The organism is Streptomyces sp. NPDC031670 (genome assembly GCF_055580545.1).
Genome location: NZ_JBVILC010000025.1, coordinates 59,402 through 81,844, shown reverse-complemented (window position 1 = coordinate 81,844; position 22,443 = coordinate 59,402). Strand labels below are relative to the sequence as shown.

At 71.0% G+C, this 22,443-nt stretch carries 20 protein-coding genes; 9 read left to right on the top strand and 11 right to left on the bottom strand.

Annotated elements, in window-relative coordinates:
• Positions 1 to 65: 65 nt before the first annotated feature.
• From ACZ5ID_RS31915 to ACZ5ID_RS31900, 4 genes are all read right to left on the bottom strand, one after another.
• Positions 66 to 989, bottom strand: a complete 924-nt coding sequence (locus ACZ5ID_RS31915) for a carbamate kinase (protein WP_468904864.1) — start codon at positions 987 to 989, stop codon at positions 66 to 68.
• Positions 990 to 993: 4 nt separating this feature from the next.
• A complete protein-coding gene (argF, locus tag ACZ5ID_RS31910; protein ID WP_468904862.1) occupies positions 994 to 1,995 on the bottom strand; it encodes an ornithine carbamoyltransferase in 1,002 nt (333 codons plus the stop codon).
• A gap of 29 nt (positions 1,996 to 2,024) precedes the next feature.
• A complete protein-coding gene (locus tag ACZ5ID_RS31905; protein WP_468904859.1) occupies positions 2,025 to 3,239 on the bottom strand; it encodes an arginine deiminase in 1,215 nt (404 codons plus the stop codon).
• Between the two features lie 72 nt (positions 3,240 to 3,311).
• Entirely contained in the window at positions 3,312 to 4,724 is a 1,413-nt protein-coding gene (locus tag ACZ5ID_RS31900) for an APC family permease (protein WP_468904908.1), read from the bottom strand.
• A 373-nt stretch (positions 4,725 to 5,097) separates the two neighbouring features.
• Between ACZ5ID_RS31900 and ACZ5ID_RS31895 the strand changes: the two genes are divergently transcribed.
• Positions 5,098 to 5,799 (top strand): response regulator, encoded by a 702-nt coding sequence (locus ACZ5ID_RS31895; RefSeq protein ID WP_468904857.1) that lies wholly within the window; start codon positions 5,098 to 5,100, stop codon positions 5,797 to 5,799.
• Between the two features lie 99 nt (positions 5,800 to 5,898).
• Entirely contained in the window at positions 5,899 to 6,480 is a 582-nt protein-coding gene (locus ACZ5ID_RS31890) for a universal stress protein (RefSeq protein ID WP_468904855.1), read from the top strand.
• Positions 6,481 to 6,595: 115 nt separating this feature from the next.
• On the opposite strand, the gene ACZ5ID_RS31885 is transcribed toward ACZ5ID_RS31890, so the two are convergent.
• A complete protein-coding gene (locus ACZ5ID_RS31885; RefSeq protein ID WP_468904852.1) occupies positions 6,596 to 7,438 on the bottom strand; it encodes a universal stress protein in 843 nt (280 codons plus the stop codon).
• A gap of 199 nt (positions 7,439 to 7,637) precedes the next feature.
• On the bottom strand, positions 7,638 to 8,597 hold the full coding sequence (locus tag ACZ5ID_RS31880) for an Acg family FMN-binding oxidoreductase (RefSeq protein WP_468904850.1): 960 nt from the start codon (positions 8,595 to 8,597) through the stop codon (positions 7,638 to 7,640).
• 242 nt (positions 8,598 to 8,839) lie between these two features.
• Between ACZ5ID_RS31880 and ACZ5ID_RS31875 the strand changes: the two genes are divergently transcribed.
• The 5 genes from ACZ5ID_RS31875 to ACZ5ID_RS31855 all read left to right on the top strand — a co-directional run bounded on the left by ACZ5ID_RS31875 (position 8,840) and on the right by ACZ5ID_RS31855 (position 13,724).
• Positions 8,840 to 9,181, top strand: coding sequence for a universal stress protein (locus tag ACZ5ID_RS31875; protein WP_468904848.1), 342 nt, complete (start codon positions 8,840 to 8,842; stop codon positions 9,179 to 9,181).
• A 382-nt stretch (positions 9,182 to 9,563) separates the two neighbouring features.
• Entirely contained in the window at positions 9,564 to 9,752 is a 189-nt protein-coding gene (locus tag ACZ5ID_RS31870) for a universal stress protein (RefSeq protein WP_468904846.1), read from the top strand.
• Entirely contained in the window at positions 9,749 to 10,540 is a 792-nt protein-coding gene (locus tag ACZ5ID_RS31865; protein ID WP_468904843.1) for an HAD family hydrolase, read from the top strand. Before ACZ5ID_RS31870 ends, ACZ5ID_RS31865 begins: the two co-directional genes overlap by 4 nt.
• Positions 10,537 to 12,930, top strand: a complete 2,394-nt coding sequence (locus ACZ5ID_RS31860; protein WP_468904840.1) for a glycoside hydrolase family 65 protein — start codon at positions 10,537 to 10,539, stop codon at positions 12,928 to 12,930. The genes ACZ5ID_RS31865 and ACZ5ID_RS31860 overlap by 4 nt, the downstream gene beginning before the upstream one ends.
• 140 nt (positions 12,931 to 13,070) lie before the next feature.
• Positions 13,071 to 13,724, top strand: coding sequence for a CBS domain-containing protein (locus tag ACZ5ID_RS31855; RefSeq protein WP_468904838.1), 654 nt, complete (start codon positions 13,071 to 13,073; stop codon positions 13,722 to 13,724).
• Positions 13,725 to 13,760: 36 nt separating this feature from the next.
• On the opposite strand, the gene ACZ5ID_RS31850 is transcribed toward ACZ5ID_RS31855, so the two are convergent.
• Positions 13,761 to 14,174, bottom strand: a complete 414-nt coding sequence (locus ACZ5ID_RS31850) for a universal stress protein (protein WP_468904835.1) — start codon at positions 14,172 to 14,174, stop codon at positions 13,761 to 13,763.
• A gap of 1 nt (position 14,175) precedes the next feature.
• Positions 14,176 to 14,667 (bottom strand): universal stress protein, encoded by a 492-nt coding sequence (locus ACZ5ID_RS31845; protein WP_468904833.1) that lies wholly within the window; start codon positions 14,665 to 14,667, stop codon positions 14,176 to 14,178.
• A 213-nt stretch (positions 14,668 to 14,880) separates the two neighbouring features.
• Between ACZ5ID_RS31845 and ACZ5ID_RS31840 the strand changes: the two genes are divergently transcribed.
• Positions 14,881 to 15,513 carry a hypothetical protein gene (locus ACZ5ID_RS31840; protein WP_468904831.1) on the top strand — a complete coding sequence of 211 codons (633 nt, stop codon included), beginning with the start codon at positions 14,881 to 14,883 and terminating at the stop codon, positions 15,511 to 15,513.
• A 307-nt stretch (positions 15,514 to 15,820) separates the two neighbouring features.
• Here the strand turns inward: ACZ5ID_RS31840 and ACZ5ID_RS31835 are convergent, their stop codons facing one another.
• Positions 15,821 to 16,057: a PIG-L deacetylase family protein gene (locus tag ACZ5ID_RS31835; RefSeq protein ID WP_468904829.1), complete on the bottom strand. Its 237-nt coding sequence runs from the start codon at positions 16,055 to 16,057 to the stop codon at positions 15,821 to 15,823.
• Positions 16,058 to 17,731: 1,674 nt separating this feature from the next.
• On the opposite strand from ACZ5ID_RS31835, the gene ACZ5ID_RS31830 reads away from it, so the two are divergent.
• Positions 17,732 to 18,250: a hypothetical protein gene (locus ACZ5ID_RS31830; RefSeq protein ID WP_468904827.1), complete on the top strand. Its 519-nt coding sequence runs from the start codon at positions 17,732 to 17,734 to the stop codon at positions 18,248 to 18,250.
• Positions 18,251 to 19,660: 1,410 nt separating this feature from the next.
• On the opposite strand, the gene ACZ5ID_RS31825 is transcribed toward ACZ5ID_RS31830, so the two are convergent.
• The gene (locus tag ACZ5ID_RS31825) at positions 19,661 to 20,518 is read right to left on the bottom strand and encodes a universal stress protein (RefSeq protein ID WP_468904825.1); all 858 of its coding nucleotides are present in this window, start codon (positions 20,516 to 20,518) and stop codon (positions 19,661 to 19,663) included.
• A gap of 338 nt (positions 20,519 to 20,856) precedes the next feature.
• Entirely contained in the window at positions 20,857 to 21,927 is a 1,071-nt protein-coding gene (locus ACZ5ID_RS31820) for a zinc-dependent alcohol dehydrogenase family protein (protein WP_468904823.1), read from the bottom strand.
• Between the last annotated feature and the right edge of the window lie 516 nt (positions 21,928 to 22,443).

Here is a 22,443-nt window from a genome sequence, read left to right as displayed (position 1 = left end):
CGCCCTCTCCCGGCCGTCCGGCCCCGCCCCCAGGGGCCGAACGGCCCGGGTGTGCCGCTGCCCGGTCAGCCGGCGGCGAGGTCCGGGCGGACCAGCGTGCCCGACCTGCCGTGCACGATCTCGTACGCCGCGTCCAGTGCTCCGATGGCGGCGATCCCTCCGGTCCGCTCCACAAAACGGGCGGCGGCCTCGGCCTTGGGCCCCATGGAGCCGTCCGGGAAGCCCTCGCGGCGCAGCTCGGCGGGGGTGGCGTCGAGGACGGGCCGTTGTGCGGGCCTCCCGTAGTCCCGGTACACACAGGGCACGTCGGTGAGGACGAGCAGGAAGTCGGCCTTCACCTCCTCGGCGAGCAGGGCGGCGGTGAGGTCCTTGTCGATGACCGCCTCCACGCCCGTCAGCGCGCCGGTGCGGGCATCGGCGGTGACGGGAACGCCCCCGCCGCCGGCGCAGACGACCAGCGCCCCGCCGTTGAGCAGCTCGTGGACGGTGTCGGTCTCCACGATCCGTTCGGGCGCCGGAGAGGGCACCACCCGGCGCCAGCCGCCGGTGTCCTGCGCGATGTGCCAGCCGCGCTCGCGCGCGAGGGCGAGGGCGACGTCGTGCGGATAGACCTGGCCGACGAACTTGGTGGGCCGTACGAAGGCCGGGTCGTCGGCCCTGACCACGGTGTGGGTGACCAGGGCCGCGATGCGGCGGCCCGGCAGGACGTCGTGCAGCGTGCAGGCCAGCAGGGAGCCGATCATGCCCTGGGTCTGGGCGCCGAGCAGATGCAGCGGGTAGGGGGCGCTCAGCGCGGGGTCGGCCGCGCTCTCCACGGCCAGCATGCCGATCTGGGGGCCGTTGCCGTGGGTGATGACGAGCTCGTGTTCGCGGGCGAGGGCGGCCAGTGCGGTGGCGACCCGGTCGATGTTGGTCTGCTGGATGGCGGCGTCGGGCCGTTCACCGCGGTGGAGCAGGGCGTTGCCGCCGAGGGCGACGACGATGCGCATGGTGTCAGTCCTCCAAAGTGGCGACGAGTACGGCCTTGATGGTGTGCAGCCGGTTCTCCGCCTGGTCGAAGACGAGGGACGCCGGTGAGGAGAAGACCTCGTCGGTGACCTCCAGGCCGTCCAGGCCGTGGGTCTCGTAGAGGCTGCGGCCGAGGCGGGTGCTGCGGTCGTGCAGCGCCGGCAGGCAGTGCATGAACTTGACGAACGGGTTGCCGGTGAGGGCGATCGTCTTGTCGTTGACCTGGTACGGCAGCAGCAGTTCGATCCGCTCTCGCCAGGTGTCGGCGGGTTCGCCCATGGAGACCCATACGTCGGTGTGGAGGAAATCGGCGCCCCGCACGGCGGTCTCGACGTCCTCTGTGAGGGTGATGCGGGCCCCGGTGCGCTCCGCCAGCGCCCGGCACGTGGCGACGAGGCCGCTGTCGGGCCACAGCCGGGCGGGGGCGGCGATGCGTACGTCCATGCCGAGTAGCGCGCCCATGGACAGCAGGGAGTTGCCCATGTTGTTGCGGGCGTCGCCGAGGTAGCAGTAGGCGATCTCCGTCAGGGGCTTGGGGCTGTGCTCGCGCATGGTCAGGACGTCGCACAGGCTCTGGGTGGGGTGGGCGGTGTCGGTGAGGCCGTTGTAGACGGGGACGCCGCTGCGGGCGGCGAGTTCGGTGACGATCGCCTGGTCGCTGCCCCGGTACTCGATGGCGTCGAACATGCGGCCGAGCACCCGGGCGGTGTCGGCGATGGACTCCTTGGCGCCGATGTGGGTGTCGCCGGGCCCGAGGTAGGTGGTGGCGGCTCCCTGGTCGGCGGCGGCGACCTCGAAGGCGCACCGGGTGCGCGTCGAGGTCTTCTCGAAGATCAGCGCGAGGTTCCGGCCGACGAGCCGGGCCCGCTCGGTGCCCGCGTGCTTGGCGGCCTTCAGGTCTGCCGCGAGGTCGAGGAGGTGGTGGATCTCCTCGGGCGTGAAGTCGAGTTCGCTCAGGTAGGAGCGGCCTCGCAGAATGCTGGTCATGTGGGTTCCCTTGTGCTGGGTGGAGGGGTTCAGGAGGCCGGGTCGCGCTCGATGGGGCAGCTCATGCAGCGCGGACCGCCGCGGCCTCGGCCGAGTTCGGCGCCGGCGACGGTGACGATCTCGATGCCCTGCTTGCGCAGGTAGGTGTTGGTGGTGACGTTGCGCTCGTAGCCGACGACGACGCCGGGAGATAGGGCGAGGAAGTTGCTGCCGTCGTCCCACTGCTCGCGCTCGGCGCCGCGGTTGTCCTGGGGCGCGGACAGCATCCGTACCTTGTCCACATCGAGCGCTTCGGCCAGGGCGGTCGCCAGGTCGGAGTCGGCCGTGACGGTGAAGCCGGAGGGACGGGAGGCGTCGGGCACCAGCGTCCAGGAGCGCAGCGAGTCGGCCAGGCCGGGGTAGATGGCGAAGGCGTCCCGGTCGATCATGGTCAGGACCGTGTCCAGGTGCATATAGGCCCGGGTGGACGGCAGTTGCACGGCGATCAGCCGCTGCGCGGTGCCTGCGGCGAACAGCCGGGCCGCCAGGTTCTCCACGGCCTGCGCGGTGGTGCGCTCGCCCATGCCGACCATGACGGCACCGTTGCCGAGGACGTGGACGTCCCCGCCTTCCAGGGTGCCCGCCCCGGCATCGAGGAGCGGCGCGGGCGCCGTGCCGGCGAACATCGGGTGGAAGCGGTAGACGGCCTCGGCGTGCAGGCTCTCGCGCCGGCGCGCCGCCTTGGCCATCGGATTGACCGACAGACGGTCGTACACCCAGCAGGAGTTGTCCCGCGGGAACAGGTGGTTGGGCAGCGGGGCCAGGGCGAATTCGTCCTCGCCCAGCGCGTTCCAGACCAGGCTGTGCGGGGCGGCCAGCGCCAGGTCGCTCTTGAGCAGTCCGCCGATGAGGTGCCCGGCGAGGGTCTGCCCGTCGAGTTCGGCGCACAGCTTGCGCACCGGGTCGATCAGGGCCGGCCCGACGGTGGCCGGGGTGACCACGCGCTCCAGCAGCCAGTCGCGGGCCTCGCCGATGTCGAGGGCCTGGGCCAGCAGGTCGGCGAAGTAGTGCACCCGGGTGCCGTGGTCGCGCAGCACCTGGGCGAAGGCGTCGTGCTCCTCGCGGGCGCGCTTGGCCCACAGGATGTCGTCGAAGAGCAGGGCGTCGACGTTGCGGGGGGTCAGGCGGGAGAGTTCGATGCCGGGGCGGTGCAGGACGACCTGGCGCAGGCGGCCGACTTCGGAGTCGACGTGGAAGGTGTTCATGGCGGTGTGTCCTCTGTCGTCTTTCGTGGGTCGTACGTCGTGGGAGCGGCGGCGCTCCCGGGCGGGGCGCGGTCAGTCCTGGTGGCGGAGGTTGCGGCGGCGCGGTCCGCGGACGCGGCTGGTGTTCACCCCGAGCGAGGGCTGCTTGGCGAGGGCCGGCGTCTCGGGGGCGCGCTCCTGGTCCGCGGCGCGGACGGCCGGTACCGCGGCGATCGCGTCGCCGTAGGTGCCCTGGCCGCGCTTGAGCCAGATGTAGACCGGCACACCGAGCAGCAGCACGAACAGTCCGTAGTAGACGGTCTGGTAGCCGCTGCCCTGGACCGACCAGTACGAGAAGGCCATCGCCACTACGGCGACGCAGATGTCACGGGCCAGGCGGCGCGGGGTCAGGGTCTCCCGTCCGCGCACCAGCAGCCAGTACAGCTGGGCGGCGGCCGAGAACAGATAGGGGATGACCGCGGTCAGCACGCTCAGCAGCACGATCTTGGTGAAGACGTCGTCGAAGCGGGTGTAGCTGAACACGGTGATCAGCGAGGCCAGTGCGGTGGAGGCGACGATACCGAAGACCGGGACGCCGTTGCCGCCGCGGAGCTTGGCGAAGGCCTGCGGGAAGAGACCGTCGCGGGCGGCGGCGTAGGGCATCTCGGCGCACAGCATGGTCCAGCCGTTGAGTGCGCCGATGCCGGAGACGATGGCGGCCACCGCGACGGCGTCACCGGCCCAGGTGCCGCCGAAGATGTTGTTGGCCGCGTCGGTGAACGGGGCCGTGGAGGAGCCGAGGTCCGCGTGCGAGACGGTGCCGAAGACCGCCAGGGTGCCCAGGATGTAGATGACGGCGCAGACGAGCGTGCCGTAGACGGTGGCACGCGGCACGTTCCGCTCCGGCTCGCGCACCCGGCCGGCGACCACTGAGGCGGCCTCCAGACCGAGGTAGCTGAACAGGGCGATGGCTCCCGCCGCGGAGACCGCTCCCAGTGCGGAGTCGCCGCTGGCGTTGAAGGCGCCGAAGTTGTCCGGGTCGATAAAGAAGATGCCGATGCCGGCCATGAAGATGAGCGGAATGAACTTCAGCACGGTCGTGATGACTTGGAACGCGCCGATGTTGCGTACTCCGCTGAGGTTGATCGCGGCAGGTATCCACAGGCCGATCAGCGCGATGACCACGGAGATCCACGTCTTGTGGCCCGTGTTCACGAAGACCTCCACGTACCCGACCCAGGCCACCACGATCGCCGCGTTCCCGGCCCAGGCGGTGATCCAGTAGGACCAGGCGTTGAGGAATCCCGCGAACTCCCCGAAGGCCTCCCGGGCGTAGACGTAGGGCCCGCCGCTCGCTGGAGCACGCTTGGAGAGCGAGCCGAAGGTCGCCGCGAGCGCGAGCGCGCCCAGGGTCACGGCGACGAAGGCCACCAGGGAGATGGGTCCGTACGCCGCGAGGGCGGACGGCAGTGCGAAGACTCCGGTGCCGATGATGCTGCCGATCACCAACGCGGAGGCGGCGGGCAGGCCGAGAGCGGCTTGCGGCGCCGTGCGCTCGCCACCCGTCGTGGTCCTGGACATGACTGTGCTCCTCGTACAAGTGGCTGGGGATGTGTTGATCCGCGACCGATGTTTCTGTGCCGCGGGGGATCGGCGAAACGGCCGGACGGATCAATGACGGCTCCAAAGGTCCCGCTCCTCGAGGGCCACCCAGGCCCCCTCACCCCTGGCCCCGGACCGGCCGCGTCGCGGGGTCGGCCGCCTCGCGGCATCAAGGCGAGTTGGGCCTGTCGGCCCTAGTGCATTCGGCTCCGGCACGTGATGATCGGCACCAAGGACTGCCCGCCGTCTGCCTTCCCCCGGGGAACGAGGAATCGCCATGCCAGAGCCGCGCACTTTCACCGAGCAGAACCCGATCCGTGTGTTCCTGCTGGACGACCACGAGGTCGTCCGCCGCGGCCTGGCCGACCTGCTCGACGCCGAACCGGACATCTCCGTGGTGGGCGACGCCGGCACGGTCGACCACGCCCTCGCCCGGGGCCCGGCGCTGCGCCCCGACGTCGCCGTCCTGGACGTGCGGCTCCCGGACGGCAACGGCATCACCGTGTGCCGGGAGCTGCGGGACCAGATGCCGGAACTGGCCTGTCTGATGCTGACCTCGTTCGACGACGAGGAAGCCCTGCTCGACGCGATCATGGCAGGTGCGGCCGGCTACGTCCTGAAGCAGATCAAGGGCTCGGACCTGGTCTCGGCGGTACGCGCCGTCGCCTCCGGCCAGTCGATGCTCGACCCCGCGACCACGGCCCGGCTGATGCACTCGCTGCGAGCGGACCCTGCCGGGAGTCCCGCCGTACCGTCCGAACTCGCCGGCCTCTCACCCCGGGAGCGGGACATCCTCGCCCTGATCGGTGACGGCCTGACCAACCGTGAGATCGGCCAGCGGCTCTACCTGTCGGAGAAGACCGTCAAGAACCACATCTCCCGCCTGCTGGCCAAGCTCGGCGTACAGCGCCGGGTCCAGGCCGCGGTCCTCGCCTCACAGCTGGACCAGCCGGAGAAGAGCGAGCGCCCGACCGGGTGAAGAGGGCCGTTCGGCGCCTGTCGGGCCCCTTGGCCCCTGCCCCGTCGACATGTGCCGGGCCACCATGAGGGCCAGAAGCCGCCGACGGTTGGAGGAGTCATGACACAGTTCACCGGCGGACGCGGCCTCGTGGTGGGTGTCGACGGAACCGAGGAGTCCGTGGCCGCACTGCGCTGGGCCGCCCAGCAGGCACGTGCGCTGCACACGGAGGTCGTGGCCGTCCACGCCTGGGAACCGGTCGGCCCCCTGCACGCGCCCTACGCCCCGCCCTCGGCCCGCCCCACGGCCGCCGAACAGCGGGCCCGGGCCGCCCGACTGCTCACCATGACACTGCGGGCCGCCTTCGGTCCGCAGATGGACGGCACGGTACGCGCCGTCCTGGCCGAAGGGCGCCCCGCACGGGTGCTGCTCCAGCACGCCCACGATGCCGTGCTGCTCGCCCTGGGGCTCAAGACCCACTCGGAGTACGGAGCCGCACCCCTCGGGGCCGTCGGCCGCGAGTGCCTGCGCCACGCGACGGTTCCCGTGGTGGCCGTCCCCGGGCCCGAGCGAGCGGCACCGGCGAAGACACCCGCACACCATGCCGCAGTGGTGCGCCCCCTCGTGCGCGGCGGAGCCGTCCAGCCGCCCGCCCCGCGCGCCCCGCAGCCCGCGGGCGCTCGGAAACCCGCGCACCGATGAACCGATTGAGCCGATGACATGGTGCGAGGCGACGACCCGGGGGTCGTCGCCTCGCACCTCGCAAGCCGCCGCACCGCACAAGCCGGGCCTGCGTCACCCGGCCGTCCCCAGCGCCTCAGCCGTGGGGGACGACCGCCACCGGGCACAGCACATGGTGGATGACGGAGTGGGCGACCGGGCCGAGCCGGTCGGTCCGGCGGCCGATGACCACCAGGCTCGCGCCGGTGGAAGCCAGCACCAGATGGCGGCCGGCCCGGCCGTGGACCGTACGCTCGACCACTTCCGTCTCGGGGAACTTGCCCCGCCACGGTGCGAGCACGGCCGCCAGGGCACGGGCCTTGTCCGCCACGGGATCCTCCGCGTCCGCCGACGGCACCAGCGGGATGGCCCAGGCGTGCCACACGTGCAGCGCGGCCTGACGGCTCGCGGCGGCGTCGAAGGCGTACGCGAGCAGGGCGTCGCACGGGTGGTCCAGGTCCAGGCCGAGGACGACCGGCCGGTACGCCCCGGTCCCCGAGGCATCCTGCCGCTCGTCCTGCGGGTGCTCCCCGGCCCGGACGAGGACGACGGGGCCGGCGGCCCGGGCGGTCACCGCCAGCGCGACCGACCCGACGAGGAACGCGGCGCACCCGGTGAACCCGCGCGAGCCGAGGACGAGGACCTCCGAGGTCGCGGCGGCGTCGAGGATCGCGGCCGTCGGGGGACCGGGCGCGACCACGGGGTGGATCTCCAGGGTGGGGTGGCGCTGCGCGAGCTGAGCGGCCACCCGGTCCAGGGCCGAACGCTCGCGCTCGCCGGAGGCGTCCAGTTCGGGAAGCCCGGTCCGGGCGGCGGGTTCGTCGTCCACATGGAGCAGGTGCAGCGGCAGTCCTCGGCGCACCGCTTCGCGAGCCGCCCAGCCGGCCGCGTCCACGCTTTCGCGGGAACCGTCCACGCCTGCGGTGATGTGGGGTTGCATGATCGACCTCCGGTGGTCCGTGGGCACTCGGGCAGGTCAGCCGTTTCAGGGGCAGAGGGCTTCAGACCGACAGGTTCCTCGGCGCGCATCCGCCCGAGCCGGTCCTCACCGCCCCCACCGCACAGACTCCCACCGGCCCGACCACGCCGGCAGAGGCGAACGGGCCCTGCGGACGGAGCCGTTCGGCACCCGGCCGTCCTCATCGCACTGCCAGCACCTCATGCACACCGCGCCTGGGGCTGCGCGGCCCCGCCGGGCCGTAGCCCAGCCTGAGGACCATCTGCACGTGCTGCATGGCGGAGAGCGGATCACGGGAGGCCCAGCGCAGCTCGCGGCGTTCCAGGGCCTGGCTGCTCAGCCCCGCCACCAGGTCGTGACCGGTGGCGAGGAGCAGGACGCGCTGAAGGGCTTGGCCGGCGCGCAGCCAGGCGGCGGGTGTGTCGTCGGCGGTTCCCAGGAGGGCGAGCTGGGGAGCGGTTTCGAAGTCCACGGTCCCCCGGTCCGCCACACTGCGCCCCGCCGAGAAGTCCCGCACCACGGGGCCGCCGCCCCGTCGGCGCGGGCCGAAGGCGTACTCGGGCACACCGTCCACGGCCACGTCGGAGACGTCCCGGCCCAGCCGGGTCCAGTGCTCCAGCTCGGCGGCGCGGCCGGCGTCCTCGGCGTCGTACCACTGCGCGTCGCCGATGAGTGCGAGCACCGTCTGGACGTGCCACGGCCCGGGCACCACGAGCGCGGCGCCCTCGGCACGGGCCGCCGCGACAAGGGCGTCCCAGACCTCCTGCGGGACCCGTTCGTCCGCGAACGGGTAGCGGCTGGTGTGCCGGCGGTGCACGGACGGGTACAGAGCGCGCAGATCCGCGTCGGCGTGCGCGGTCGGGCGCATCCGCACGGACGCCAACAGGCCGGGCCGAGCGGGGTCGGGCAGCAGCGAGACCTCAGCCTCCCAGCCCCGCTGGGCGGTCGCCACCCGCAGGGTGAACAGCGCGGCTCCGCAGCTGATGTGCAGCGCCCGTCCGTCCGGGTCCGTGTACGGCAGCTGGCGGCTCGGATCGGCGTGCAATTCCAGCACGTCCTGTGCCGAGCGGAACACGAACGCCCAGGGCTGGGCGTTGTGCAGGGAGGGTGCGGTCGTGGCGTCACGCACGAGTTCCGTCACCGTCTGTGTGTCATGGGCCGAGATCACCGTGCTCGCCGTCCTCTCCGCACCGAAAGGCCGCTTTCTCGCCGCCTGTGTGTCCACGATCCGCCGCGCCGGGGCCCGCCTCCCAGTGCCGATCGGGTACACACGGGGGCCGGAGGGCCCGCACAAGGGCCGAAGCGGCCCTGTCGCACGGGCGTCGGCTGCGCCAGAGTCTGCGCAAGGCCATGCGGTACGGGAGCGAAGGAGCGGTGGCTGCCATGGGCATGCCGTTGGTGGTGGGCGTCGACGGATCCGCGTCGAGCCTGCGCGCACTGGACTGGGCCGCGGACGAGGCGGAGCGTCGACTTTCCCTGCGGATCGTCCACGCGTCCCTCTGGGATCGCTACGAGCTCACCGAGCCACGCGGGCCCGGTATGGCGATCCCCTCGGCGCAGGTGTCGGACCAGGGGCTGCTGACCGCCTCGCTCGAGCGCGTCCGGCGCCGTGTGCCCGACCTGGAGGCCGAGGCCGAGGAGCTGACGGAGGACCCCGAGGCCGCCCTGCTGAAGGAGGCATACCACCGCCTCGCTGATCACCGGCTCACGCGGAGCGCGGCATGACGGCCGAGCTCCTGCTGGGATCGGTGAGCCCGGCCGTGGCGGCCCTGGCACGCTGCCCGGTCATCGTCGTCCGCGGCAGCGAGGACATTGTCAAGGCGCGGCACCACCGCATCGTGCTCGGCGTCGGGGACCATGCCACCGCGGGCGCGGCTGCCCTGTTCGCCATGCGTGAGGCACAGACGCGCGGGTGCCTGCTGGAAGCCGTACGGGCGTGGCGCTGTCCCGCCAATGAGGGTGTCGACGACCCTCTTCTGGCCGCCGGGCCTGCGCATGAGCACCGCGAAAGGGCGACCACGCTGATCGCCGAGGCGCTCCGCGACCGGTCGCCCCCCGCGCGGGAGTCGAGGTCATCCGCACTGCCTGTGAGGGCCCGGCCCACCAAGTGCTCCGCGACCGGTCGGCCACGGCGGACCTTCTGGTGCTGGGGCCCGAAGGCGGCACAGCCACCTCGGCCCTCCAGCTGGGCCGAGTGGCCCACACCCTGCTCCACCACCCCGACTGCCCGGTGGCCATCGTCCCCCGGCACGCACGAAGGCCGCATCATCCACTGGAAGCGAGGAGGCTGCCATGACCGCAGACGGTGATACCCGGGGGCACCCCCCGGCGGCTCCGGGGGGCGCCCCCGCGCTCCCCGGTCCGCTCCGCGGCGTCCGTTCGGCCGTCTTCGACACCGACGGAGTGGTCACCGACTCCGCCCGTGCGCACGCGGCGGCCTGGAAGCAGGCGTTCGACGCCTACCTCGAACGGCACCCTGCACCCGGCGGCACGCACCGGGCCTTCGACGTGCGCACCGACTACCTGCGCTACGTGGACGGCAAGTCCCGGCGCGACGGTGCCGCCTCGTTCCTGGCTTCGCGCGGGCTGCCCACCGACGAGGAGACCGTCGGCGCGGTGTGCCGGGACAAGGAGCGCCTCTTCGTGGAGCGGCTGCGGCGCGGAAACATCCCGGCCTACCCGGGCACCGTCCGGCTGCTGCACGCCCTGAGGGCCGCCGGTGTCCCCCTCGCCGCCGCCTCCGCCTCGCACCACGCGCGCGAACTCCTCGCCCGGGCCGGAGTCCTCGACCTGTTCGAGGTGCTGGTCGACGGAGCCGAGGCGGCCCGGCTCGGCCTGCCGGGCAAACCGGATCCGGCCCTGTTCTTGGAGGCCGCCCGGCGCCTGGGCGCACCGCCGGCACACACCGCCGTGGTGGAGGACGCGCTGGCCGGTGTCGAAGCCGGGCGGCGCGGCGGTTTCACGCCAGTGATCGGCGTGGACCGGGCGTCGGCAGCCGGGAGCGCCGAGGCACTGCGCGAACACGGTGCCACCGTCATCGTCCGCGACCTGGCGGAGCTGCTCGTCGAGGACCCCCGCCCATGAGCGCCGCGACGGACGACTGGACCTGGCGGTACGAGGGCTATGACGCTGCCCAGGAGCGGCTGCGCGAGTCCTTATGCACGTTGGGCAACGGACGCTTCGCCACCCGCGGAGCATTCCCCGAATGCTCCGCGGACTCCGTCCACTACCCGGGAACCTACGCGGCCGGCTGCTACAACCGTCTGACGTCGAAGGTGGCCGACCGCCACGTCGTCAGCGAGGACATGGTGAACCTGCCCAACTGGCTCCCGCTGCGCTTCCGGGTCGTGGATCCGCACCGGGACACCGACTGGTTCTCCCCCGACGGTCCGGAGCTCGCCGCCCACCGGCAGCGGCTCGACCTGCGCTCGGGCGTGCTGGAACGCGAGACGCGCTACGTGGACGCCCAGGACCGCACCCTCCTCGTACGGCAGTGGCGTCTGGTGCACATGGGCGACCCCCATCTCGCCGCCCTGCGCACGGAGTTCACTGCCGGCAACTGGCGGGGCGAGCTGGAGGTGGAGTCCGCGCTCGACGGCTCGGTGCGCAACGAGGGGGTCGAGCGCTACCGCTCGCTCGCCTCGCGGCACCTCACCCACGTCCACAGCGGCTCCGCCGCCCCCGACACGGTCTGGCTGCGCTGCCGCACCAGTTCCTCCGACATCCGTTTCGGCCTGGCAGCGCGTACCACCGCCCCGGCCAGCGCGCAGGTGCTGGGCGCTGGCCACCAGGCCACCCAGCGCCTGCGCATCCTCCTGTCTCCCGGCCACCCTGCCACTGTCGACAAGACGGCCGCGCTGCACACCTCGCGCGACGACGCCATCAGCGACCCGCTCGGCGCGGCCCTCGCCCGGGTCGCGGCGGCCCCGGACTTCGACGCGCTGCTGGGCACCCACCGCGCGGCCTGGCAGGAGCTGTGGCGCCGGGCCGAACTGGACGTTCCGGGCGAGCCGGGGCGGATACTGCGCCTGCACCTCTTCCATGTCCTGCAGACCCTTTCCCCGCACACCGCGGACCTGGACGCCGGGGTACCCGCCCGCGGTCTGCACGGCGAGGCGTACCGTGGCCATGTTTTCTGGGACGAACTCTTCGTCCTGCCCTATCTGAACCTGCACTTCCCTGAGGTCTCCCGAGCCGTACTCACCTACCGCCACCGGCGGCTGGGGCAGGCCTGCGCCGCGGCCCGCGAGGCCGGCCGGTCCGGGGCGATGTACCCCTGGCAGAGCGGGAGCGACGGCCGCGAAGAGAGCCAGCGACTGCACCTCAATCCCCGCTCGGGCCGCTGGCTGCCCGACCACTCACACCTCCAGCACCACGTGGGCTCGGCCGTCGCGTACAACGTCTGGCGCTACTGCGAGGCGACCGCCGACACGGCGTTCCTGCACACCCGGGGCGCCGACATGCTGCTGGAGATTGCCCGTTTCTGGTCGGACGCGGCCCAGTACGACACGGCTCTCGGCCGGTACCGGATCCGCGGCGTGATCGGCCCCGACGAATACCACGACGCCTACCCCGACGCCAAGGAACCGGGCGTCGACGACAACGCCTACACAAACGTCACCGCGGCATGGGTCCTGGAACGCGCCCTGGAACTGCTGGAGACGCTGCCCGAGACACGCAGGCGCGAACTCACCGAACGCCACGGCTGCCACCGTGATGAGACGGACCGCTGGCAGGAGATCTCCCGCAAGCTCCACGTCCCCTTCCACGCGGGCGTCATCAGCCAGTTCGAGGGCTACGGCGAGCTGGCCGAGCTCGACTGGGAGCGCTACCACTCCCGTTATCCCGACATCCGCAGGCTCGACCGGATCCTGGAGGCCGAGGACGACTCGGTCAATCGCTACCAGGCATCCAAACAGGCCGATGTGCTCATGCTCGGCTACCTCTTCCCACCCGCGGAACTGGCCGCCCTGTTCGCCCGGCTCGGGCACCGGCTCGACGACGACCTCTGGCACCGCACCGTCGACCACTACCTCCGGCGGACCAGCCACGGCTCCACCCTCAGCGGCCTGGTGCACGGCTGGGTGCTGGCCCGCGACCGACGGGCGGAAGCGTGGCGGTTCGTCCAGGAAGCCCTGCGCGGTGACATCGCGGACATCCAGGGCGGCACCACCGGCGAGGGCGTCCACCTGGGCGCCATGGCCGGCACCCTGGACCTGGTCGAGCGCGGACTCACCGGTCTGCGCGTCCGGCGCGGCGCCCTGTGCCTGGACCCCGTACCCCTGGCCGGGTTATCCGAGTACGGCTTCGCCGTTCGCTTTCAGGACCACTGGCACGTGCGGTTGCGCATGCGCCCCGGTGTGCTGCGCGTGGAGGTACCGTCGTCGGGGCTGCCGCCGCTGGAGGTCGAGCTACCGGGCCGTTCCGTGACCGTGCGTGCGGGTGAGGTGTGCGACCTGCGGCTGGCCGACTGACATGGCCTCCGGCGGTGCTCCGCCCCACGGACTGCAGCGCCGACGGGGAGCCATCCAGCTCTGCAATACGGGACTCCTCGGCCCTCGCGCCCGGCCCGGCCCCGTGCCACGCTGGCCGGGACAAGCCCCGGAGGCCCGCCATGACCAGCAGGTACACCGTCTCCATGGTGATGACCCAAGCGGTCGTCGCCGTCTCGCGCAGTGCGCACTTCAAAGAGATCGTCACCGCGATGCAGCGGTGGACAGTGACTGGCGTGCCCGTCCTCGACGACGACGGACGGGTCGCCGGGGTCGTCTCACAGGCGGACCTCCTGGTCAAGGAGGAGTTCCACGGGGACGGCCCCGCCCCGATCGAGCAGGCGCAACGCCTCGCCGACACCCGCAAGGCCGGCGCGACACGGGCGGAGGACCTGATGACGGCCCCGGCCGTGACCATCGGCCCCGACGCCACCCTCCCCCAGGCCGCCCGCCTGATGGCCCGCCACCACATCAAGCGGCTCCCCGTCGTCGACGGGGCCGGCCGCCTCGTGGGCATCGTCAGCCGCGCCGACCTGCTCAAGGTCTTCCTGCGCTCCGACGACGAGCTGGCCGCGCAGATCCGCCGCGAGGTCGTCGTACCGCTCTTCCCCGTCTCGCACCGGACCATCCGCATACGCGTCGCCGACGGCATCGTCACCCTCAGGGCCGACCCTCGCGACAGCGAACTCCTGCCCACGGCGGCGCGTCTCGCTCTGGCGGTGGAAGGCGTGGTGGGAGTCAGGCACGAGCCGCCGACCGCGGACGACCAGCACTGAAAACGCCGTTGCCAGGACCTCGCGGCAGGAGTGCTCTCAGCGGTGCGCCACCACGGCGACCGGCGTACGCGCGTGATGCAGCACCCCATGGGTCACAGGGCCGATATGCGTGACCCCGCCGCGAACAAGGCGCCCGACCACCAGCAGCGAGGCATCCTCGGCCGCCTCGACCAGACGTTCCGCGGGCCGGTCCGCGACGCACTGCGTCTGGATGTGCACCGAGGGGTACTTGGCCCGCCACGGCTCCACGACGTCCGCGAGCGCACGCGCCTCCGCGACCCCGAGCGCGACGATGTGCTGAGGGTCCACCGCCGCCGGGTCGTACCCGAAAATGGGCGGCGTCCTCCATGTGTGGACCACCCTCAGGGTGGCGCCACGGGTCAGGGCGGCTTCCACCGCGTAATCGAGCAACGCGTCGCAGGGGCGGGAGAAGTCGAGTCCGAGCACCACGTCACGCGCCTCGTCCCGCGATCCCGCCCCCGGGCCGTCGGCAGACGGCTGCGGCGGCCGGACGAGGACGACCGGGCGCCGCGCACGGGGCGAGGACGGCCATCGAGACGGACCCCGTCAGGAAGCCCGTCAGCGCGCTCGGCGCCCGCGATCCCAGGACCAGGACCGCGGCCTCGTCGGACGCGGCCACCAGGACGTCGACCGGCTGGCCGAGGACCTGCTCGGCGGCGATGTCCCCGCCGGGACGAGCGTCGCGCACCTGCGCGTAAACCTCCTCCAGCATGCGCCGCGCGCCGCTTTCGTCATCGCCCGGAGCATCCGTCAGCACGGCCGCGGTACCCAGCGGCGCGTAGCCGAAGGCCGGCTGCCACGGCTGCCAGACGTGCAGCAGCGTCAGCGGCAGCCCACGCCGGGCCGCCTCGTCCGCCGCCCACACGGCCGCGGCCCGCGACTCGGGCGAACCGTCGATTGCAGCGATGACCGTATCCGGCATGGCGTCCTCCCGAGAGCGCGAATCCTGTCGACAGGCTCAGCTTCTCCCGCGTCCCGCGGGGGCCGCGAGGGCCGAACGGTCCGGAACAGCATGCGAAGCGGGACCACCGGTCCCGCCCCCTGGCCCGAACGCCCCCACCACAACGGCCGCGTCCGGCGCCACATTGGTCAAGGCCACGCACCGGGCGTGGGCATGACCAGAAAGCCGAGGACCATGGCAGTCCACCCCAACCCCCCTGCTCACGCACGCGACCACTTCACCTTCCTGTTCGGGACCAGGAAGGCCGGCACGGCGCGTGCCGCCTCCGCCGACCGCACCGCGACGGCATCACCGGCCCTGGCCCGCACGCTGGGGGGACTGCGACTCGTCACGGCGTTCACGTTCCTGTGGGCGTTCTTCGACAAGACCTTCGGCTGGGGCTACTCCACCCGCGGCGGCAAGGGATGGATCGACGGCGGATCCCCCACCAAGGGCTTCCTCAGCGGCGTCGCCGCAGGGCCCATGGAGTCCACCTTCCACCACTGGGCCGGAGACACCTGGGCCGACTGGCTGTTCATGCTCGGCCTGCTCGGCATCGGCCTCGCCCTGGCCGGCGGAATCGCCCTACGGCTCGCCGCCGTGGCGGGCACCGCACTGATGGCGCTGATGTGGACGGCCGAATGGCCGCCCGCCAAGCACCTGTCCGACGGCTCCCTCAGCGCCTCCACCAACCCGCTGATCGACTACCACGTGGTGTACGCCGCCGTCCTGATCGCTCTGGCCGTCGCCGGTGCCGGACGGGTCTGGGGACTGGGCCGCCTGTGGGAGCGGCTGCCCTTCGTCGGTGAGCGGCGCTGGTTGCGGTGAACCGTCGAACACCGGCCCCCAGCCCTCTCGGCCGCCAGTCACCGCGGCCGGGAGCGCCGCGGGAGCCCTGGCACGCGACGGGAGTGCAGCGGTCCCTGGGATGGGTCCGTCGGCCCGTCGCGGCCTCGCAGGAATGGCGGCTACGGCCACCGCGACCATTCGGCCGCCGCACTGCGGCGTTCCCGTCATAGCTCAGCAAGACATCCGCCCGCTCGGCCTTGACGATCTCCACGAGCCGCCCCGCGGCCTCCTCCGCTTCCGCCCTGGCGAAGCGGACGCGGCCGAGGGGGTCGGGCAGCATCGGCTCCTATCTGCCGCTGTCCGCACAGCCGAGACAGACGACGCGGTGGACACTCAACGCGGCTGAGCTTGCCCGCAGTACACGCAACCTCAGAAACTCCTCGCTGGTCACACGACTGTTGTTGCCGTCCGTCGCGGTGACCACGACGACGCGGTGCCCTTCGGCCGCGGCACAGGCCAGGGTGCCGCCCTTCATGAGGACTTCATCATCGGGGTGGGCGTGGAACGCCACGACAGTCACCATGCGGCCGTCTTCCACGGCCCGGCTCCGAAGAGAGCTTCAGGGCCGCTTCGGTCCCCCGCATGGGAGAAGGACGAGTTGACGGCCGTGTCGCGTTCACCCTGAGCACAACCACAACCAGGCCAGACGAGACGTAGTACCTTGCCTTTCAACTCACGGTCCCGTACTGCCCTCCGCACGGGTCCCCGGTGAAATTGCCGATGCCCACCATGTAGAGCGCTGCTCCGCCGTCGCCGCGCCTCGCCGTGCAGCTATCTCGGCACTGGACCCAAGCGGCAACCGCATCCACACCCGCGCCATCTACGTCAACGGGCCTGAAGGCCTCCAGCAACAGCGCGTCTTCGATGAGCTGAGCCCCCGCGCACATCAGTACCGGCCAGTGCAGCGCTGCTCCGGGAGGCCGCCGCTGCATGCCCAAGCGGAAGACGGCGGTCCAGTGAGCAGACGGCGCCTCGCGCGACCCGCGTGGACAGCGAGCCGGGTGAGCACGGTACCGGTCCTGCGAAGCAACCGAACTGGCGGCGCCAGCCTGGCCTGTGCTCCCGCCTCAGGCCAGCCTGGTGACGGTGGGAGCAAACATGGCGGGTGGGGACCGTAACGGCTCAGCCTGCCGCCGCCACAACGCTGGGGCCGAAGATGCTCGCAGCGGTCAATCGGGCGGCAGACATGCTGTGTGCGCGTTTCGCGGACGGCACCTACTCGCCTGAACGCTTCACGCCCCCGCTCGTGCATCTCGCCTGTCAACTCGGCGTGCCCACCGGGGCCGTGGTCCAGGCAGTGCGCAAGTTGAAACGCATGGGCATCGTCGCCTCCTGCAGGCAGGGGCGGGTCCTGGTTGCCCTGACGCGCGCGCCAGGATCGAGGCCGGTACCTCGCCGGCGCCGCGGGGGCAGGTGCGGGTTCAGCGGCGGGCGGGAGCAGCCGAGGGCCAGGTGCCGGGCCGGGGCACCTGGCCCTCGGCTGCTCCTGGTGCTGTGGTCGAGCGCGGGGCCGGTCCGGGCCGCAGGCGGCAGGGGAAGACAATGGCCGGTGGGCTTGGAGTTGTCGTCTGTGGCGCCAGTGTCTCCAGGCGGGATGTGGTGAAGGGTTCGCAGTGGCAGGTGTGGGGCGCACGGTGAAGTAGTTCATATTGGCGCGCCGATCAACGCATGGCCCACGTTTCCGGTTCGGCAGACTGCCGGACAACCTCCAGGCGTACCAGTTAGGCTCACGAGTGCTCCCGAGATTCATAGGAAGACGGTGAAAGCAGCAATGGCGACAAAGATGTGGATCGACCCGAGCAGTCACTGGAAGGCGACGGGGCAGCTCCAGGCGGACGGCAGCTTGACCAACGCCACTGTCGATGACAACAACGGGACCACGAGGGAACGCAACCATACGTTCTCCTCAGAAAGCGACTTCATCTCCTGGGTGAGGCGACACACCAACTAGCCGCCTGCGTCGTAGATCCGTCAGCAGAAGTCGGCGAAGTGGCCAAAAATTCTGGCGGTTGTCCTGACGCAGATGAAGAACATGTGGCCCCGGTTGCAGCGCTTGACCAAGGCGCGGATATCTGCCTCCGGGGCCTGCACGCTCCAATGGCCCGCCGCCCGGCCCTTCACCCCGATTGACCCGTACTCGGTTGCTCCATGGGAGCCGGAGTCCGTCGAGCAAGGACCCGTGTGGAAGGGGCGCGGCATGATCGGTACATTTGTCGCCGGGTTCGCGGGCTTGGCTGGTGTCATCCTGGGTGGCTGGCTCTCCATGCGAAACCAGGACCGTATGGCGCAGCGTGATCACGAGCGGCAGTGGCGGGATGTCCGGCTGCGTTTCTACAACGACTTCCTGGCAGCGCACCGGAGGTACGTGGCGTTCATACTCGAGCCAACTGCCCAGATCACCGCGACGCCGCATCCCCGGTCGCCGGGACGTCTCATGCCGTTCTTCGATGAGGCGGGGCGACCGTACAAGGAAATGCTGGAAGCGGGGTTCACAGCGATGCGGCTTGTGGCGCTGAGTCCCGAGACGGTCGGCACGGCGGTGCAAATGGTCACGGATGCACGCCAGTTGGCGGCGGCGCGTGCAACATGCAGTGCGGCCGATCTGCCGTCGGACTTGTTCCGGAGTCTGTGGGAAGCGGAGCAGCGTTTTTTGAACGCCATCCGTGGAGAACTCGGCCTGCAGTCAATGCCGCGTGACCCACATGGAAGCGGATGAGCTTTCCTCCCTTTTCCCCGGCAACCGCGTTCCGTGCCGTTCCGCCGGAGCGTAGAGGAATACCGCGCGCCGACCGTAGTCCTGCGTGATGTGGGAGTCCACATGGCGGCCTTCTTGTAGCCGAGTCAGAATTCATACTTTTTGTTTATTCTCGCGCTGGTGCCCTTGTGGGCATAGGCGTGTGCGCACATGCCTCTGCCTGATGCTCCTCCAGGAGACCACGGTCGATCTGGGTGTACGGCGGTGCAAGGTCTCGTTGTAGGTGGTTGTGCGTCCGGGGCGCGGGTGCCTCTCGCCCGGCAGGTGCTGCCGTTGGAGCGCCGCAGGACGAGGTCGCCGTTGTCCTGCATGGTCACGATGTCACCGATGCGGTCTGGGGGTACGCAAGGCCAGGCGTGCCGCCACGTATGTTGGACGCGGCCGCCTGCGCCGGGGCCGGACCTGACCACCCCGCCCAGCTGGCGCCGGGGGGCGGGGACGGAGTTCTGCGTAGGCATGGACGTCTTCAGTCCCTGTGGCCTCCTCGCATGGCACGGGGAGGGCGATGGCCCCGGGCTCTTGGGTGACCCGCTTCGTCTGCCGGGACTGTTGCTCGTCACGTCGACGAGTCATCCTCCGGCGAACGAGGAAGCCGTCGGGCTGCCGGCTGCGGCGGATGAGGAACCGTGACCTGCGTCAGCATTCCGGTTGCCTGGAGCACGCCCACGCCTGTCGGTTGACCGCCCGGCACCACCTCGGACCGCGATCGCCGAAGTGGTCGGCTTCGTCGCGAATGGTGTCCCCGTTGGCGCGGTCTGCGGCATGAGGACTTGCTGTGCGTATACGGGGGGCAGCGGAAGCCGGGTGGTGGCGTCGACCAGCCGGGTGCCGTAGGTGTCGCCGTAGAGCGCGAAGTCCCCCCAGCACTGGAGGCGTAGATCAGTGACGGAAGAATCGGCATCCCCATCAGCTGGGACAGGACGGTGCACCGCGAGAGCGTAACGTTCAGGATCCTCAGCATCCGGGCACCAGCCCGGGCCCCCAGCGCCACCCCGACGGCCTCCACCAAGCCCTGCAGGAGCGGGGTGCGCCGCTGATAGCGGACGGCCAGGCCAGGCACCTGCTCGACGAAGGCCACCTTCGAGCGGTCCACGTTTTCGCAGTAAATACGACGTACGGACAAATCGATGCACAGAAGCCGGCCGCCGAGAGCGACATCGGCGAGGCGCCGTACATAGCGGCTGTGGCACCACGCACTGGACCGCCTGCATCCTGCATAGCCCGCTCTCTAAGGGTGCTGGAACACCACAGCGCCGACTCCCTTGCCAGGGCTGCGCCTTGGGCGGCAGGACACCCTGGCGTGCTGTGGCCATACCGGGTGCGCGATCAGGGCACTGTTGTATGCAGCAGTCTGATACTGCGTGGCTCGCCTCACTCTGGCACGGTGATCACCGGGCACTCCGCCCGGTGCAACAAGCCATGAACCACCGACCCCAGCCTCATTCCGGAGTACCCCCCGCGCCCGTGCCTGCCGACGACGACCACCAGGGCGCCGACGGAAGCGAGAGCCAGTTCCTCCACCGGATGGCCGCGCAGTACCTGATGGGTGATCTCCACATCCGGATACTTGTCCGCCCATCCCGCCACGGTCTCGGACAGGATCCGGCGCCGCTCATCAAGCCCCGCCGCTTCGTCGCCGAAGGACACGGCGGGCCGCCGCCACACCCACACGGCGCGCAGGCCGGCGCCATGCAGCGCTGCCTCTTCCACAGCGAAGTCCACGGCTGCCCTGGAGGATTCGCTGCCATCGACACCCACGACGAGATGGGGGTGCCGCTCTCCCGCGTGCTCCGGCTCCCTGACCACGACGACCGGGCAGTCCGCCTGGGCACTGACCGGAACTACCACCGAGCCCGCACTGAAGAGCTCCTCCGGTCGACTGAGCCGACGGGAACCGACGACGAGCATCCGGGCCTGCGCCGCCTTCTGGCAGAGCACCGCCGATGGAATGCCGTCCAGCAGTTCCGTCGTCAGGGGCACTTCCGCGTGCAGCGCCCGCACCGTGGCGACCGCCTCGGCGAGCGCGCTTTCGCCCTGGGCCTGTAGCATCGTGCGGCGCCAGGGTGTGTCGATGTGCTGCCCGCCGGGCAGGGAAGGTACCGCCACCACCAGTTGGAGGGGCAACCGCCTGCGGACAGCCTCGTCGACTGCCCAGGCGAGCGCCGGAACGTGCTGCTCGCATGGGTCGATCCCGACGATCACCTCATTGCGTACAGTTCTGTTCTTCATGGATCCTCCTGCCGCCTCAAGCCCTCGTTTGCCGCCTCAAGCCCTCGTTGGGAACGGACTGCGACGAGTGGGCTCGGCATCGCCGTAAATGCCCTCAGCCACGCCCTTTCATTGCCGTTTGGACGGGGCGTACCATTCACGCTGTCATCGCCGCCCCGTGCGAGCCAGGGCCTGCCAGCCTTTGTCCAGGGGCCGAAGGTCCTGCATGCGGCCTGTCCCGTTCCATTCTTTCCCTGGACGGGCTCGCCCACCGTCCTGCGCGGCCCCCGCAAGACCATCGCGCAGCCGCAGGATCCATTGCCGCCGCAGCCCACGGCCCCGGACCTTCGATCCTCCTGTCAGGACGCCCGGACCGTCAGGACATCGTGCTGCTGCCCGCCGAGAACGACCTTGAGGGCACCGGTGTCACCGGCCCGTGAGAAGACGTCGTACGCCTCTTCCATACGGTCCAGCGGGAAAGTGTGGGTGACCATGGACGCCGCAGGCAGACGGCCGGCGGCCATCATGCGCAGCAGAGTGGGTGTGGAGTACGTGTCGACAAGGCCGGTGGTGATCGTCACGTTCTTGATCCACAGGTCTTCGAGGTGCAGTGTCGCCGACCTGCCGTGCACGCCGACATTGGCCACATGCCCGCCGGGCCGCACCATGCGCATGCACGTCTCGAAACTCTCCGGCACCCCGACCGCTTCGATGACCACGTCGGCTCCGAGTCCCTCGGTGAGGTCGGCGACCAGCTGCTCTGCTTCTTCGCCCGCGGACGCCACGGCATCGGCGCCAAGGCGCTTGGCGGCCTCCAATCTCGACGGGGCGAGGTCCACGGCGATGATCTTCTCCGGGGTGTAGAGCCGAGCGGTGGCGATCGCGGCGAGGCCGATGGGCCCCGCTCCGACCACGGCGACGGTGTCTCCGGGCCGTACGCGCCCGTTCAGGACACCCACCTCATAGGCGGTGGGGAAGATGTCGGCCAGCAGGACGGCGTCCTTGCTGTCCACCGCGCCTGGTAGCGGGTAGGCGGACAGATCCGCGTACGGCACGCGGACGTACTCGGCCTGGGTGCCGTTGATCAGATGGCCGAGGATCCAGCCTCCGCCGCCGCGGCACTGTCCGTACGCCCCCTCCCGGCAGAAACGGCAGCGGCCACAGGCCGTGATGCACGAGACCAGGACGCGGTCGCCGGGGCGGACGCTGCGTACGTCGCTGCCCACCTCGACGACCTCACCGACGGCTTCATGCCCGAGCACCGTGCCGGGGCGTACCTCCGGTACATCGCCCTTGAGGATGTGCAGGTCGGTCCCGCAGATGGTCACGGCGTCGACCCGGACGATCGCGTCGGTGGCCTCTTGTGGGGCGGGGTCCGCAATCTCCTCCCAAGCGGACTTGCCGGAGCCATGGAACACGAGTGCTTTCATAACGGTCCCTTCCTGGGTTTCTGGGTACCGGTCGTGGGCAACAACAGCGACTGGGGCTCCGCCGCGCGCGCCCGCCCGCTGCCCCTGGAAGCGTCGGCGCCGAGAATGGTGGGACGCCATCAGGCGGTCACCTCCGAGCGGAACGACCTCATCTGTCCAGCCTGCCTGTGAAAGCTGCCGTCTGCACGGGCAGGCCGGTTCCCCATCGCCGGACCGTCGGGCCCGGTCGGCCCCAGGATGCCGAGCAATCGGCCCCAGCCGCGGCTCGTTCGAGTGTCACCTTCCTCTCAGGGGCGACGAGGGTTCAGTTCCAGGGCCATGGCAAGGGAGCTGGTCAGAGGTAGGGGGCGGTGCTGGTGGACCAATCCGTTACGTCGGGCAACGCGAACAAAGCGCCTTGACGGTCATCTCGCAGGGCGGCATTTCTCGTCGGCATGGTGACTGTCCACGCGGCCGGTGAGTCCTTCGCTACCGCGGCGCGAGCGTCGCTCGGCTCCAGCCGTCCTCGTGGCGAGC